This window comes from Gracilibacillus sp. JCM 18966 (genome assembly GCF_055392695.1).
Genome location: NZ_AP043883.1, coordinates 773,937 through 788,786 on the forward strand (window position 1 = coordinate 773,937; position 14,850 = coordinate 788,786).

General features: G+C 38.7%; 14 protein-coding genes. 2 read left to right on the forward strand and 12 right to left on the reverse strand.

Annotated elements, in window-relative coordinates:
• Window positions 1-26: 26 nt before the first annotated feature.
• Window positions 27-599, forward strand: a complete 573-nt coding sequence (locus ACZ5N5_RS03505) for a hypothetical protein (RefSeq protein WP_464367561.1) — start codon at window positions 27-29, stop codon at window positions 597-599.
• 90 nt (window positions 600-689) lie between these two features.
• Here the strand turns inward: ACZ5N5_RS03505 and ACZ5N5_RS03510 are convergent, their stop codons facing one another.
• From ACZ5N5_RS03510 to ric, 9 genes are all read right to left on the reverse strand, one after another.
• Complete coding sequence (locus tag ACZ5N5_RS03510; RefSeq protein ID WP_277678656.1) at window positions 690-2,207, reverse strand: nitrate/nitrite transporter; 1,518 nt, start codon at window positions 2,205-2,207, stop codon at window positions 690-692.
• Between the two features lie 113 nt (window positions 2,208-2,320).
• On the reverse strand, window positions 2,321-2,965 hold the full coding sequence (locus tag ACZ5N5_RS03515; RefSeq protein ID WP_109982884.1) for a response regulator transcription factor: 645 nt from the start codon (window positions 2,963-2,965) through the stop codon (window positions 2,321-2,323).
• A gap of 5 nt (window positions 2,966-2,970) precedes the next feature.
• Window positions 2,971-4,026 carry a PAS domain-containing sensor histidine kinase gene (locus ACZ5N5_RS03520; protein WP_109982982.1) on the reverse strand — a complete coding sequence of 352 codons (1,056 nt, stop codon included), beginning with the start codon at window positions 4,024-4,026 and terminating at the stop codon, window positions 2,971-2,973.
• A 5-nt stretch (window positions 4,027-4,031) separates the two neighbouring features.
• Complete coding sequence (locus ACZ5N5_RS03525; protein WP_054788748.1) at window positions 4,032-4,505, reverse strand: GAF domain-containing protein; 474 nt, start codon at window positions 4,503-4,505, stop codon at window positions 4,032-4,034.
• Between the two features lie 80 nt (window positions 4,506-4,585).
• A complete protein-coding gene (gene narI / locus ACZ5N5_RS03530) occupies window positions 4,586-5,275 on the reverse strand; it encodes a respiratory nitrate reductase subunit gamma (RefSeq protein WP_464367560.1) in 690 nt (229 codons plus the stop codon).
• Window positions 5,272-5,847 carry a nitrate reductase molybdenum cofactor assembly chaperone gene (narJ, locus tag ACZ5N5_RS03535; RefSeq protein WP_464373289.1) on the reverse strand — a complete coding sequence of 192 codons (576 nt, stop codon included), beginning with the start codon at window positions 5,845-5,847 and terminating at the stop codon, window positions 5,272-5,274. The genes narI and narJ overlap by 4 nt, the downstream gene beginning before the upstream one ends.
• Window positions 5,840-7,375: a nitrate reductase subunit beta gene (gene narH, locus ACZ5N5_RS03540; protein WP_109982887.1), complete on the reverse strand. Its 1,536-nt coding sequence runs from the start codon at window positions 7,373-7,375 to the stop codon at window positions 5,840-5,842. The genes narJ and narH overlap by 8 nt, the downstream gene beginning before the upstream one ends.
• A complete protein-coding gene (locus tag ACZ5N5_RS03545; RefSeq protein ID WP_464373290.1) occupies window positions 7,365-11,042 on the reverse strand; it encodes a nitrate reductase subunit alpha in 3,678 nt (1,225 codons plus the stop codon). Before ACZ5N5_RS03545 ends, narH begins: the two co-directional genes overlap by 11 nt.
• 169 nt (window positions 11,043-11,211) lie before the next feature.
• Window positions 11,212-11,919 carry an iron-sulfur cluster repair di-iron protein gene (ric, locus tag ACZ5N5_RS03550; protein ID WP_464373291.1) on the reverse strand — a complete coding sequence of 236 codons (708 nt, stop codon included), beginning with the start codon at window positions 11,917-11,919 and terminating at the stop codon, window positions 11,212-11,214.
• A gap of 296 nt (window positions 11,920-12,215) precedes the next feature.
• Here ric and ACZ5N5_RS03555 point away from each other — a divergent pair, with 296 nt between their 5' ends.
• The gene (locus ACZ5N5_RS03555) at window positions 12,216-12,641 is read left to right on the forward strand and encodes a hypothetical protein (protein ID WP_054788745.1); all 426 of its coding nucleotides are present in this window, start codon (window positions 12,216-12,218) and stop codon (window positions 12,639-12,641) included.
• A gap of 17 nt (window positions 12,642-12,658) precedes the next feature.
• On the opposite strand, the gene ACZ5N5_RS03560 is transcribed toward ACZ5N5_RS03555, so the two are convergent.
• From ACZ5N5_RS03560 to ACZ5N5_RS03570, 3 genes are read right to left on the reverse strand one after another with little or no spacing between them, the layout of a single operon-like run.
• Window positions 12,659-13,303, reverse strand: coding sequence for an O-methyltransferase (locus ACZ5N5_RS03560; protein ID WP_464373292.1), 645 nt, complete (start codon window positions 13,301-13,303; stop codon window positions 12,659-12,661).
• A 23-nt stretch (window positions 13,304-13,326) separates the two neighbouring features.
• Window positions 13,327-13,749, reverse strand: coding sequence for a FosM family fosfomycin resistance protein (gene fosM, locus ACZ5N5_RS03565; protein ID WP_277678644.1), 423 nt, complete (start codon window positions 13,747-13,749; stop codon window positions 13,327-13,329).
• A 17-nt stretch (window positions 13,750-13,766) separates the two neighbouring features.
• Window positions 13,767-14,756 carry a zinc-binding dehydrogenase gene (locus ACZ5N5_RS03570; protein WP_277678645.1) on the reverse strand — a complete coding sequence of 330 codons (990 nt, stop codon included), beginning with the start codon at window positions 14,754-14,756 and terminating at the stop codon, window positions 13,767-13,769.
• Window positions 14,757-14,850 lie beyond the last annotated feature (94 nt).

Consider the following 14,850-nt stretch of genomic DNA (forward strand, 5'->3'; position numbering starts at 1 on the left):
ATATCTTACATAGGAGGCCAGTAATAATGGGGTACAATGAATATTGGGAACAAATTTACAGTATTAGTGAAGAACTAAATTCTCTAATAACTGCTTATTGGAATGATTATTCCAATTTATCATCTTGGCAATTTTGGGTAGTTCTTTTCATCATGATAATACCTTTAGTTATACTTTACTTTACCGTTGATCGCCAAAGGATTTTTGAATTATTCTTTTTTGGTTTTATCGTACACATGCTTTGGTCATATTGTGATACTATTTTATCGTTATATAAGTATTTTGTTCATACCTACTTTCTAACACCTTTATTGCCTTATGCCCAAAACATGACCACTTCATTGCTTCCCGTAAGTTTTATTCTGTTATATCAATATTGTACGAAACACAAGAAGAATTTCTACTTGTATACATTGTTCTTAAGTGCTTTCTTTGCATTACTTGGTACCCCTATTGAAGAATATTTTGGCTTTGTAAAGTTTGATAAGGGATTGCTACCATTGCATATTTTCTTTATAGATGTAGCTATTGCTTATATTGCTTATTGGGGAACCAAATTCGTCTTAAGCCTAAACCAAAGAAGTGAAAAAAATAAATAAAAATTCTTTTCACTTCTTTTTATTTTTACATATTTAGAACCGCATTGAACTTCAGACCTTTTCACTTTCGGAAATGAAAGATTACGAAGGTTAGCTCTGCGATACTTTCGAATCCTTTTTATGCTCAGTTATATCAGAAAAGGAAGCGACATATCGAATGGGATCTCCTGCTTCGTCCTTCACTGTACTAATATTTAGCCATTCAAGATATAGTTCACCACTTTTTCGTTTGTTCCAAATCTCCCCTTGCCACTGGCCCTGTTCCTTCATTTCTTTCCACATTTTTTGATAGAAGGATGGAGATTGTTTGCCTGATTTTAAAACAGATGGGGTTTTTCCAATAATCTCTCCCTCATTGTAACCTGTTAATGTCGTAAAAGCAGGATTCACAGCGATAATTTTTCCATTCGGATGGGTAACCATAATTCCCTGTCCTGTAGATTTAAATACGTCATTTGAAATTTTCAGACGGTCATGGTAATACATCCATACAACTAATACTAAACTCGCCAAAGCCATTTGGGATAATAACATAAAACCAATCGCATAATGACCTGTGATGGAATGAACAATCGATAGGATAAGTGGTGGAAAAAATCCGCCTAAGCCACCCATCATCGATACAATCCCATTCACAATCCCTGCTTGATTCTGAAAATACATCGGCACTAGCTTAAATAGCACACCATTACCTATACCAGCAGAAACGGCAATCGCAATTGAGCCAATGGTATAAAGGCCAATCGAAGGCGAGAAAGCTAACAAAATAGCAGCAATCGTATATATCGTAAAAACGCCTGTCAATAAATACATTGGCTTAAACCGATCACCTAGCCAACCACCAAGTGGCCGAATGAATGTAGCTACTGCAATAAAACCAGCCGTTCTTAAGCCTGCATCTACTCGAGCCAATTCGAAGTTAGAAACGAGGAAGTTGGGTAAGTAGACCGTAAATGCGACAAAGGAGCCAAATGTAATAAAATAAAATAGTGAAAACAACCATAATTTTTCGTTTTTATATACACTTTTGATTTGTTCCATGATTGGTGTTTTCATTTTTTCTTCTTTTCGATCACCAAGGAAAATATTTAGTGCAATAAAAATAAGTAACAAAATCAAATACACTTTGACTGTTAAGGACCAACCAATTTGTGTGGCTACAACAGGTGCAGAGAACGTCGTTACCGCTGTTCCAATATTACCTACACCATACAACCCATTTACAAAACCTTGTTTTTCCTTAGGATAATATTTAGGAAGGGAAGTAACACCGACTGAGAAAACCGCACCACCTATCCCTAAGAAAAGACCACCTATCATTAAATCAACAAAGCTCGAAGCCTCACTAATATAAAATACCGGAAATAACAAGAGAATAAAACTTGTGATAAATACTATTCTGGCACCATATAAATTGGTAAAGTATCCGAGCGGGATCCGTAAAATGGATCCTAATATAACTGGAATAGCCGTTAGAATAGCAATACTCCCTGCTGGAATATGGATATCCTCAGTCATAAAAGGTACTAGCGAAGATATGAGCACCCAGACCATAAAACCTACGACAAGATTTAAGGTTTGCAATGGCAATTGTATTTTTTTCATGATTCACTCACCTTTACTTATGTTCTGAAAAGGTTTTTTAGATTCCCAATTCCATTGTATATTTTTCCTCGAATCAAATAAATTAGGGAGTTCCCCACTCAGATGAGGAGACTCCCTTAAAATTCTAACAATTTCTTTTTTAACGCATATTCGACTAATTCAGGCTTACTCTTTAGATTTAATTTTTCCATAATCTTTGCTTTATGTGCTTCGACTGTTTTGACAGAAATATATAGCATTTCGGCAATCTCTTTATTTCCATATCCTTTTGCGACCAACGGCAAAATCTCTAATTCCCTTTTCGATAAAATCTCAAGCCTATCGTCCTGATTTGCTTCACCATTTTTGATGAATTCACGGACAAGAGAGTTGGTCATTTTAGGTGAAATATAGGTTCCATTGTTTTTCACCGTACGAATCGCTGCTATTAATTCTTGGTCTGGCGCATTTTTTAGTATATAGCCTGCTGCACCATTTTTTAATACATGAAATAAATATTCGTCATCATCATGCATGGTTAAGATTAATATTTTCGTAGAGGGAAAATCCTCATGAATTCTTCCTGTTGCAATTAAACCACTTTCTCCCGGAGGCATGCTTAAATCTAGTAATAAAACATCCGGCTCATGTTGTGCCACCTTTTGATAGGCTTCCATTCCATCTGCCGCCGTATCTACAACTTCCATATCATTCTGGAAATTTATTATCATAGAAAATCCGCTTCTCACAACAGCATGATCATCTGCGATCACAATCTTCATGGGCTTTACTCCTCCTCCAATTGATTTGGTATAGGAACCGACAGAAAAACAGTCGTTCCTTTATGATGCTCGGAATGGACCTTTAGCTTACCATTAATCAGTTCCGCCCGTTCCTTCATGCCAAACAAACCGATACCAGACCCTTTTACTGTCGGATGGTCTACATCAAAGCCTTCTCCTTTATCCCGTACATAAAGCTCTAGTCGATCTTCACTTTCCGTAAGAATAACCGTTATTTCTGCAACCTTTGCATACTTAACAGCATTCAATACCGCTTCCTGACAAATACGATAAACGGTTGTTTCCATATTTGGTAGATAACGGCGCTGCTTGATCGTAGAAGTAAAGCTTACTTCAATGCCATAGGTTTGTTTCACCCATTTAAAATGTGAGCGAAACGCTGCCTCTAGGCCAAGATCATCAAGAGAAGCTGGCCGTAAAAATACGGATAGATCACGAATATCCTCAATCAAACGGTTTAGCGTTCCTTCCGTATCATCTATTTTCTTTAGAATATCCTTCTCATCCATATACCTCATTACACGAATATCAACAAGTGTACTAATCAGCTCTTGAACGACACTATCATGAAGCTCTCTAGAAATACGCCTTCGTTCTTTCTCCTGAGCATCGATTGTTTTTTGAAGCATCTTGTTGCGATAAACAAGCTCTTGTTTTTTATATTGTAAAGTTAAATCACGGAGCATAAACACATACACTCCGTTTTCCTCATCGATCATGTGGTAACTAGCAGCATAGGGTACAATTCCTTTACCATTCGTTTCTAAATAAACCTGAAATGAGGTGAAATCACTTTCGGGATCCTTTAAATAGCAATGCACACAGGTCATTAGATGCTCATCACTCGTGTACCCCCTACAAAAGGAGCAAAGGGAATTAATGTTTCCACCTTTAATTTTTTGCAACAAACTAGGGTCGATAATTTGTTCTGCAGCTGGATTTAGGGATAGGATATTCCCCTCTTCATCCAGGAAGAAAATTGCTTCTGTGCTGTTTTGATACATCTTGACTAAAAAATCGATCATCTGATTATTCGTCATTTGAATCAATTTGTCATCAACTCCTGCAGATAAAGTGGACCGAAGCACTCACCAAGTTCATCCATCATACGTTGATATAATGCTATGCCTGCTCCTTCAATTTCTCTACTTGCTACTAGCAAAACAGCTGTGACACGGTGATTTTTGAATAGCGGCAATGCGACAAAGCTCTTTATTTGTTCAAACTGAAGAATCGGATAATGATACATCTTGTTTGGATCTATTTGAGTAGGTACATTGGATACAATATAAGGCTTCCCAGATTTAAAAACAGCACCAGCAACCCCTTTGCCTGTACGTAATTGAATCCTCTTATATTGCTGGTTTAAATTACCAGATATATACTTCCATTTTAATAAAAACTGCTCCTCAGGTAAAACCATAGCTAGAGCAACTAAATCAACTTCGTAAATTTCATGAAGCTGATGAATCGCCGTTTGAAAGTCAAAGGATTCCATACCTTCTCCCCTTCTTTCCAATAATGTAAGACCCCTATCAATGGGCTTTCAGATATTAGCGTCGTTCTTGAAGCAAGAGACGGCTAACTCTATAATCATGGTTAAGACGTTTTTCTTTTTTTATGTCTTCTATATAGAATATAACTTCTACCAATATAATTCAATGGTACACTCCACACGTGAACCAAACGTGTAAAGGGCCATATAGCAAAAATGAGAAAGCCAGTAAATACATGAAGCTTAAAGGTTAGCGGAACATCTGTCATATAAGAAGGATCTGGTCGAAAAATAAGTAGGTCCCGAAACCATACAGAAATCGTCTCACGGTAATCAAAGTCATGCTGCACGTTATTCGTAACTAATGTGGAATAAACACCCATAAACACAATAAATAACAGCAAAATATTCACAACGATATCCGATGTAGAGCTTAGCTTACGGACCGATTCTTTCGTAATACGTCTGGAGGTTAAAAGCAGCATTCCCGCTAAAGTAACCACACCAAAAAATCCACCAGCATAAACAGCCCCAATATGATATAGGTGATCATTTACACCTAATGCCTCCATCCAGGACTTCGGTATCCCTAGTCCTGCCACATGGCCTAATATAACGGGTATTATCCCGATGTGGAATAATAAACTACCGATCATGAGCTGTTTTTTCTCAATAAATTCACTAGATTTCGCCGTCCAACTAAATTGATCGTGCTTATACCGATAGAAATGCCCGATTAAAAATGAAGCAATGCAAAGATAAGGGAAAATCACCCACAAAAATTGATTTATCATTTGGATTCAACCTCCTGCTTTAGCACACAGGATTTCATCAGCTCACGCATCCCTTGAATTAAATAGAAATAAGGACTATTTTGTTTTTCCAAGGTCTGCAATAAGTGATAGGTCCCGTCTTCGATTACAGCAAATAATAACGAGAAACTCTCTAGTGATCGTTCATCTTCTAGCCAATCTGCAGCAAAGATAAATTCACACATTAATGGTAGATAATCTGAAAGTTCTGCTTGATCCATATTTAATCCATACATCTCATATAAGACCTTAAGGCGGGCAAGCATTTGCCCACGCTCCTTACTATCTTCGAATTTAGCATAGGTCATGTATAAGGTTGCTTTTTTCTGAAAATCAAATGTTTCAATATATTGCTCTTGAATCTTATCCAGCTCATTGAATTTACCGATCTTATCCCAATACGACCGAATAGATGAAAGTCCCGGCATACCTGATGCAAAAGTTGCCTCAAAGAATTCCTCGTTAAAGATCGATAACTCCTCCGGATAGGAGAGATGTTGACTGAAAAAATCAAATGCTTGCTTATATTGATTTAATTTTTCTAAATTAATCACGCCAAATCCCTCCATAGAAGGTTTCTTCGTATATTTCCTTTCCTGATTTCTCCACTGGCATAGATGGACCACATCCGTCACAGCCCATATCATAGCCTTCAGATCCTTGCGCACGATACGTATCCATATATCCTTCCTTATGGGAGGTAGGAATAACGAAACGATCCTCATATTTAGCGATGGAAAGCAAGCGATACATTTGCTGTGTTTGATGTGCAGAAAGACCAACCCGGTCTAGACGGGATTCGTCGAATTCTTTTCCACTTGATAAAGCGCGCATATAGGACCGCATCATGGCCATTCGCTGCAATGCTTCTTTTACTGCATCGGCATCACCAGCTGTTAACATATTAGCTAAATACTGAATCGGTGTACGCATTTCCTCAATAGCTGGGAAAATAGCATCCGGATTTTTAATCGAATCCCTTCCTTCGAAATAACTCATAATCGGACTAAGTGGTGGCACATACCATACCATCGGCAATGTTCGATACTCTGGGTGTAATGGAAAGGCTAGTTTATATTCGATGGCAAGCTTATATACTGGTGAATTTTGTGCTGCTTCAATCCAATCCTCTGAAATCCCATCTTTTCTTGCTTGCTTAATTATTTCCGGATCATGTGGATCTAGAAATAGATCACATTGTGCTTCATACAAATCTTTTTCATCAGGAGTTGATGCTGCCTCTAAGACACGATCAGCATCATAAAGGAGTACTCCTAAATAACGAATTCTCCCCGTACATGTTTCAGAGCAAACAGTTGGGAGGCCTGATTCGATCCTTGGAAAACAGAAGGTACATTTTTCTGCTTTATTTGTTTGCCAGTTAAAGTACACTTTTTTATACGGGCAGCCTGTCATGCAATAACGCCAGCCACGGCATGCCTCTTGATCCACTAAAACAATCCCATCTTCGTCTCGCTTGTACATAGCTCCAGATGGACATGATGCCACACAGCTTGGATTGAGGCAGTGTTCACAAAGTCTTGGTAAATACATCATAAATGCTTGCTCAAAATTAAATTTAATCTCTTCTTCGATTTTTTCCACATTCGGATCTTTCGGTCCAGTGACATGTGCCCCAGCTAAATCATCCTCCCAGTTTGGCCCCCATTTGACCTCCATTTTCTCACCAGTGACTGCTGAATGAGGTCGCGCAACAGGCTGATGCTTTTTTTCCTCTGAAGTGGTTAAATGCTCGTAATTATAAGTCCATGGCTCGTAATAATCCTTCATTTCTGGCATATCTGGGTTATAAAAGATTTTCCCCATTGCGATTTTGGATAGCTTGGAGCCAGATTTGAGCTCCAGCTTCCCTTTTCGCATTTGCCAGCCACCTTTATATTGTTCCTGATCCTCCCATCGCTTTGGATAGCCCATTCCTGGTTTTGTCTCAACATTGTTAAACCACATATACTCTGCTCCCGGGCGATTGGTCCAGGTGCTCTTACACGTAACACTACAGGTGTGGCAGCCAATACATTTGTCTAAGTTCATAACCATTGCCACTTGTGCTTTAATCTTCAAGCCAATCAACCTCCTTCATTTTCCGAACCGCTACATATTCATCTCGCTGATTACCAATAGGTCCATAGTAGTTGAAACCATAGCTTAGCTGTGCATATCCTCCAACCATTTGTGTTGGCTTCACGTGAATCCGTGTCGGGGCATTATGGCTTCCACCACGTTCACCTGTAAGCTCCGATCCGGGCACATTAATATGCTTATCCTGTGCATGATACATAAACATGGTCCCTTGTGGCATTCGGTGACTGACGACGGCACGTGCTGTAACGACACCATTTCGATTGTAGACCTCTAGCCAATCATTGTCCTCGATATGATGTGCTTTTGCATCGAGATCACTTATCCATACCGTTGGTCCTCCTCTAAACAAGGTGAGCATGTGCAAGTTATCTTGGTAGGTAGAATGGATATTCCATTTTCCGTGTGGCGTCAAATAACGCAATACGAGAGCATCCTTCCCTCCGATTACCTTCTGATCATGCTTTCCAAAAACCATTGGTGGCAGTGTAGGTTTATAAATTGGCAATGACTCCCCAAACTGTATAAAGATTTCATGATCGATATAAAAATGCTGTCTTCCAGTCAATGTTCTAAATGGCACTAATCTCTCAATATTTGTCGTGAATGGAGAATAGCGTTTCTTCCCTTTGTTGGACCCAGTGAATACAGGTGTCGGAATCACTTCACGTGGCTGTGCAGTGATTTGGTCAAAGGTAATCCGTTCTGCTTCCCTATCGGATGAGATATCCTTTAATTCCATTCCTGTGTCAGCTTCTAATGACTTATATGCTCGTTGAGAAACGGCTCCATTCGTTGCGGAGGAGATGTGAAGCATTGCATTGGCTACCTGTCTCGCTGTTTCCATTTTCGGTAGCCCATTTTTAATGGTTTCATCAAAATGTGTACCATTAATTAATTTCAATTCCTCATACTCTTCCTTAACAGAGAAATTAACCCCGTGTGCACCAATTTTTCCTTTTTCAATATTCGGACCTAAGGTGACATATTTATCGTAGATTTTCGTATAGTCCCGTTCAACGATTTGAATATTCGGCATTGTTTTTCCTGGGATAGCCTCGATCTCCCCTTTTTTCCAATCCTTCACTAATCCATTCGGTTGAGCCATTTCACTAGGTGAATCATGACCAAGTGGAGCTGTGACCACATCCTGATAGGTTTCAGGTAAATGCTCTTCCGCCATTTTGGAAAAGGTTTTTGCAAGGGATCGATAAATGTCCCAATCAGAGCGTGATTCCCATAATGGATCAATGGCTGGATTAAATGGGTGAACAAATGGATGCATATCGGTTGATGAAAGATCTGTTTTTTCATACCATGTTGCAGCAGGCAAGACTATATCTGCATACATGGGGGTTGCTGTCATACGGAAATCTAATGCTACTAACAGATCTAGCTTTCCTTCAACTTCCTCTTGACGCCATTTGATCTCCTCGGGCTTTTCTTCATCATTTTGCTTAGAGAGCAAGCCATCATGTGTACCAAGTAAATGCTTCATAAAGTATTCCTGACCTTTTGCAGAGCTTGAAATAAGATTGGAACGCCATACGAATAAGGAACGCGGGAAATTCTCTTCTGCATCTGGGTCCTCAATCGCAAAGCTCAGCTCATTAGACTTAAGCTTTTCAACCGTGTGCTGAATAATCTCTTCTTTTGTCGTTTTACCCAGTTTTTTCGCTTCTTCTGCTAATTTTAAGCTATTCTGATTAAACTGCGGGTAGGATGGTAACCAGCCTAATCGTGCTGCTAAAGCATTATAATCCGCAGGGTGCTGATAACGAATTTTTTTACTTGTTGGTGATTTTAGCGAGTCATTTCCCATCTCTTCATATTTCCATTGATCGGAAGCAAAATAGAAAAAGGATGTTGCATTTTGTAAGCGTGGTGGACCTTGCCAATCCTTCGCAAATGCAATGGATGACCAGCCTTCGATTGGTCGACATTTTTCTTGACCAACATAATGAGCCCAGCCTCCTCCATTTTTACCTTGAGATGCAGTTAAAATAACTAAGTTTAAAATAGCGCGATAAATAGTGTCACTGTTAAACCAATGGTTAATCCCTGCCCCCATAATGATCATAGATCTTCCATCAGTATCGATGGCATTTTGTGCAAACTCTCGCGCAACTTGTGTCACGATCGATGCCTTTACTCCAGTAATTTTTTCTTGCCATGCGGGAGTATAATGAGATTTATCATCCTCGTATCCCTGCGACTCAAGGGGACTATTCGCTTTTTTCACACCATATTGGCTGATCATTAAATCATAAACTGTCGTAATTTTTCTTACGGTACCATCCTTTAAGGTAATGGTTTTTGCTGGGATTGGACGGTTAAAGGTACCGTTCCCTTGATTATCAAAAAATGGAAAGGTAATTTCCTCCCACTTCGCATCAAGTGGGACAATTGATAGGGCAGGATCCACCTTCGTTCCGTCTTCATTCTCTAATTTTAAATTCCATTGTTTCCCTTCCTCCCAGCGTTGCCCCATTGTGCCATTTGGCACAAGCATTTCTTTTGTTCTTTCATCGTAAATAACCGGCTTCCAATCAGCATGTTCGGTCTCATAGCCAAGATCACTTGCTCGTAAGAACCTCCCAGCTTTTAACCTGCCATCCTCCTCATCTAACAAAAGTAAAAATGGCATGTCGGTATACTGTTTGGCATAATTAATAAACATTGGCTCTTTTCGTTGTTCATAAAAATCATCTAAAATAACATGTGTCATCGCTTGTGCTAGTGCAGCATCTGTCCCGGGATTTGGTGACAACCAATTATCTGCAAATTTGACATTTTCAGCATAGTCCGGTGCCACGGAAACAACTTTTGCCCCTTTATAACGTACCTCTGTCATAAAATGGGCATCTGGTGTACGGGTTAATGGTACATTAGAGCCCCACATAATTAAGTAACCGGCATTATACCAATCTGATGATTCTGGTACATCTGTCTGCTCTCCCCAAATTTGTGGAGAAGATGGCGGTAAATCCGCATACCAATCATAGAAACTCAACATTTCGCCACCGATTAAGTTAATAAAGCGAGCACCGGAAGCATAGCTAATCATGGACATAGCTGGAATAGGAGTAAATCCTGCGATACGGTCCGGTCCATATTTTTTTATTGTATAAATTAATTGAGCTGAAATTAGTTCAAGTGCAGCCTCCCATGTTACTCTAACGTGACCACCCTTACCGCGTGCTTGTTTGTACAGCTTTGATTTCTCTTCATCTTCGACAATACTTGCCCATGCCTTCACTGGGTCTTCATGTACTTCTATTGCTTCTCTCCATAAGCGCCAAAGCTTGCCTCTCATATAAGGATACTTGACACGAAGAGGACTATATTCATACCAAGAAAAGGAAGCACCACGTGGACATCCCCGCGGTTCAAATTCTGGCATATCAGGCCCACAGGATGGATAATCCACCTGCTGATTCTCCCATGTGATGATGCCGTTTTTCACAAACACCTTCCAGCTACAAGAACCTGTACAGTTAACACCATGTGTGGTTCGCACAACCTTATCATGTGACCATCTGTTACGATACATATTCTCCCAGTCTCGATTTTTTTCTTCTAAAAGTGACCAATTTCCAGCATATTTTTCTACTGGTTTAAAATATCTCAAGCCAACCTTCCGTTTCATCTCGATCTTTCACCCCATTCATTAATGCTAGGTTAATAATTTGTTAGGGAATCATTTATAACCTTTATTAGTATCTATTATGAATGGAAATCATCACTTCTCCTATTAGGGAATTTCCTATTCATCCGGCAAAAGCCCCTTTAGTTTCGAAATAAAAAAAGGAGCCTCCCTAAAGAAGGTCTCCGCTTTGTCTTACTTTTTTAAACAATACATGATTTTCGATATGAATATGATCACATGTGTCTTTTTCTAATTCATTTAGTCTTTTATAAACTAGCTGAAAGGTATTACACGCGTCTGCTGGTGGCTGGAAGTCATTTGTGATTTCCCTTAATTCATGTAATAAACCACCAGTTAGGTCATGCTTGCTTTCTAGCTCGAACAAATAAGCATCTACTTTTTTTCTAAGTTTTTCTGATGGTTCTGTTTGATAGGTTTCCAGTATTGGAAAGATATACTGATCCTCCTTATTCATCATGTTAAGAAGTTCTATACGCAATCTATCAAATAGCTGTTTCACTTTTCTTAGTTCCGTTTTTTTCTCTCCATGTACCATAGCCACTTTTTTCACAATTGAAGAAAGGCCTACTAATTCCTCTTTTAGATAACGATGATGCTTCATTTGGATATAATTGATTAAAGTGATTGTATCAAATGCTTTTGGCTTTAGACCGTGGTAATTCTTCTTCCGTGTTTCCACATCTTTAATTTCAAATAAAATCTTTTCTGGATCATACCCCCTTTTTGTTGCCGCTTCTTTTAGTGATGCTTTCCCATCACAATAGTAATCTATCCTTTTATGTCGAAATAAATCCGTTGTCTGAGGTAATTCGGCAACAATCTCCGATACTAGTGTATCAAGTGTTATTTGAGGCATTTCCTCCCATCCTCTCCTCGTATTCTCCCTATCTCTTCCTCAATATAAGGAAAACAGCTAGAAGTCGTCTATTCGGAAATTCCCTATAATCCGTTTAAAAAATGAGTATAAATTTTTCATGAGGTTCCCTATAAGCAAACCACCTATATTCATTCAGGGAATTCCCTAATCTTAAAAACTTCTATGCTATGCTACGATAAAGTAAGACTTAGGATGGTGGATAGTTATCAAACTATCAACGGAATAGTAAGCTCAATGACAAGAAAAAAACGAAAATGATTGAGGAGGAATGCTTCATGACAGGACCATCTTTAAAACAATTTCATGCTCATCATGCTATTCATGCAGGTGCACTTGCTGGGGCGATTGCGAAGACGGAGGAGCTCAAGCAATTCATGCGTGAAGAGAATGTAGATAAAATTAATATGGCTGTTTCTGAATTGCTTGATTATTGGGAAAGTAGAATTATTAGTCATGCCGATGCAGAAGAGGAGGAGAATGGGTTTTATCAAGAGATTATAGAGCTTAAGCCTTTATTAAAAGAGGAAATTGTGGCATTAAAACGGGATCACAATCTACTGAGAACCATTGCTGAACAAATAAAAACACAAATGGAGGAGGAAGGCTTCTCTATAGAGATACTGGAAAAATTTCAAGCATTGATTATTGTGAACGAAATTCATAGCCACGATGAGGAGCAAATCTTATTAGCAAATGAGTAAAGTGATAAGTAAATTGTTCACTTATCACTTTTCACTTTTGAAATAGTTAGCCCATCTCCAATTGGAAGGATAATCGATTCTAATTTAGGATGACTAGCAACTTTTTGGTTAAATTGCTTCATCCGTTCTGTACGTGGCTTTGGCTCGATACTAGCATCTGCTACACTACCAGCTGCTAGCACATTATCGGCGATCACTAAAGCGTCCGGTTCTGCTAGCTTGATACAATAATCTAAATAGTTCTCATAATTCCCTTTATCTGCATCAATAAAGAAAAAATCAAATTTTTTATTTTCAGAAGCTAATTTTTCAAGGCTTTTGAGAGCAGGCCCAGTAATATAATTAACTTGATTGCCATAGCCTGCTTTTTTTAGATTTTTATGTGCAAGTGTTGCATATTTTTCTTCTAACTCCAGCGAGGTTATTCTGCCATTCTTCTGAAATCCTCTTGCAAGGCAAATTCCGCTATAGCCTCCAAGCGCCCCTATTTCTAGTAGATTTTTTGCCCCTGAAATAGATACAAGCATGGTTAAGAGCTTGCCTGAAGAAGGCGATACCGAGATAGATGGCATGTCATTTTTCTTAATAGATTCTATAACCTCTTCTAATAATGGGTCCTGTTTGGCAAACAGATTATCTATATATTGATTGACCTTTTTCATGTCCCTTCCACTCCTTTTTATCCTTATAAATAAAACTCCATATGCTTCTTACTTTGTTGATAATAATGTAGTCTATCCTCTAAAGTTCCTGTATGGAACTCAAACTTATGCCCATCTGGATCGGTAAAATAAATAGATTTCTTATCACGCGTATCTCTTTCTCTACCTGAAAGTATAGTTACATCTAATTCTTTTAATTTGTTGTAAATTTCGCTATATTCCTTCTCCTCAATAGAAAAGGCAATATGTGTATAAGAGCTATGAATCTCATTACGAGGGATATTTTTTTCCTCATTCAATGCAAGCCACATCCCAAGTAAATCAAAATAAGCTGTCGTATTTCCTTTTACTAATAGCTTTGCTTCGAACACATCCCGATAAAACTTTATCGATTTTTCCAAATTAGAAACGGAAAATAATAGATGATTTAATCCCTTAATTGGCAAGCTACATCCGCCCTTTCTTAAGTCTCCTCCTGCATATGGACAATCATTTTTCCTCGCACGTGTCGGCCCTTTAATTTCTTTAGTCCTTCAGGCAACTCTTTACGGGAAAGAACTTCCGTTACCATGGCATCAAGCCTTTTATCCTTCACCCTTTGCATTAATTCTTGCGCCATGTAAGCTAAATTTCTCCTTGCACGTGCAGATCCACTTTGATGGGCAGCCCCTAGCGCTACTTCATGGATGGATGGAGATAAGGTAAAAGGCTTCACGTCAGAAGTGTCAGGTCCTCCTGCTATATAGGCTAATTGACCAGAAAAAGTAAGGCGTTTTAGGTCTTCTGTTGCTTCTTTTCGTCCTACTGTATTCAAAATAAGGTCAACACCTTCACCATTTGTCTCGTCTAAGATTCGGCTAGTTACATCCTCTGTGCGATAGTCAATGGCTATATCTGCACCGAGCTGTTTAACCCAAGAATGGTTATAGGAAGAGGCCGTGGTAAAAACTTTTAATCCTAATTCTTTAGCTAGCTGAATCGCGAATCCCCCTACTCCACCAGATCCAGCATGGATTAAGATAGATTTTTTCTGAAAATGGTTTAATTTTTGTACAATTCCTTCATATGCTGTCATTCCTGCACAGAGAATAGTAGCAGCTTGATCAAAAGAAACACCGTCAGGGATTTTTGCTGTAACATCTGAATCTACTACTGCTTTTTCAGCAAAGGCGCCATTATTCGATAAATTAGTATGACAGGCCACACGATCTCCTATATTAAATCCATGTACTTCTGAACCTATTTCTACAACCTCTCCTGTTAAATCAACCCCAACTACATGTGGATACTTCCAATACGGATTGCCATTTTCGATCATTTTATAATCGACTGGGTTTAATGCCGTACTGATAATTTTTACAACCAATTGATTTTTTTCAGGACTAACATCCGCGATTTCCCCCCACGTTAGGTTTTCTATCTTTCCAGGTTCTTCTATATACCATGCCTTCATCTATTCTCAGCTCCTTTTTTCACCCTGTTTTAACATTATGATACCATCTTTATCCAGATCACTAAATCATATTGCATCTGTTGTTCATGAAAGC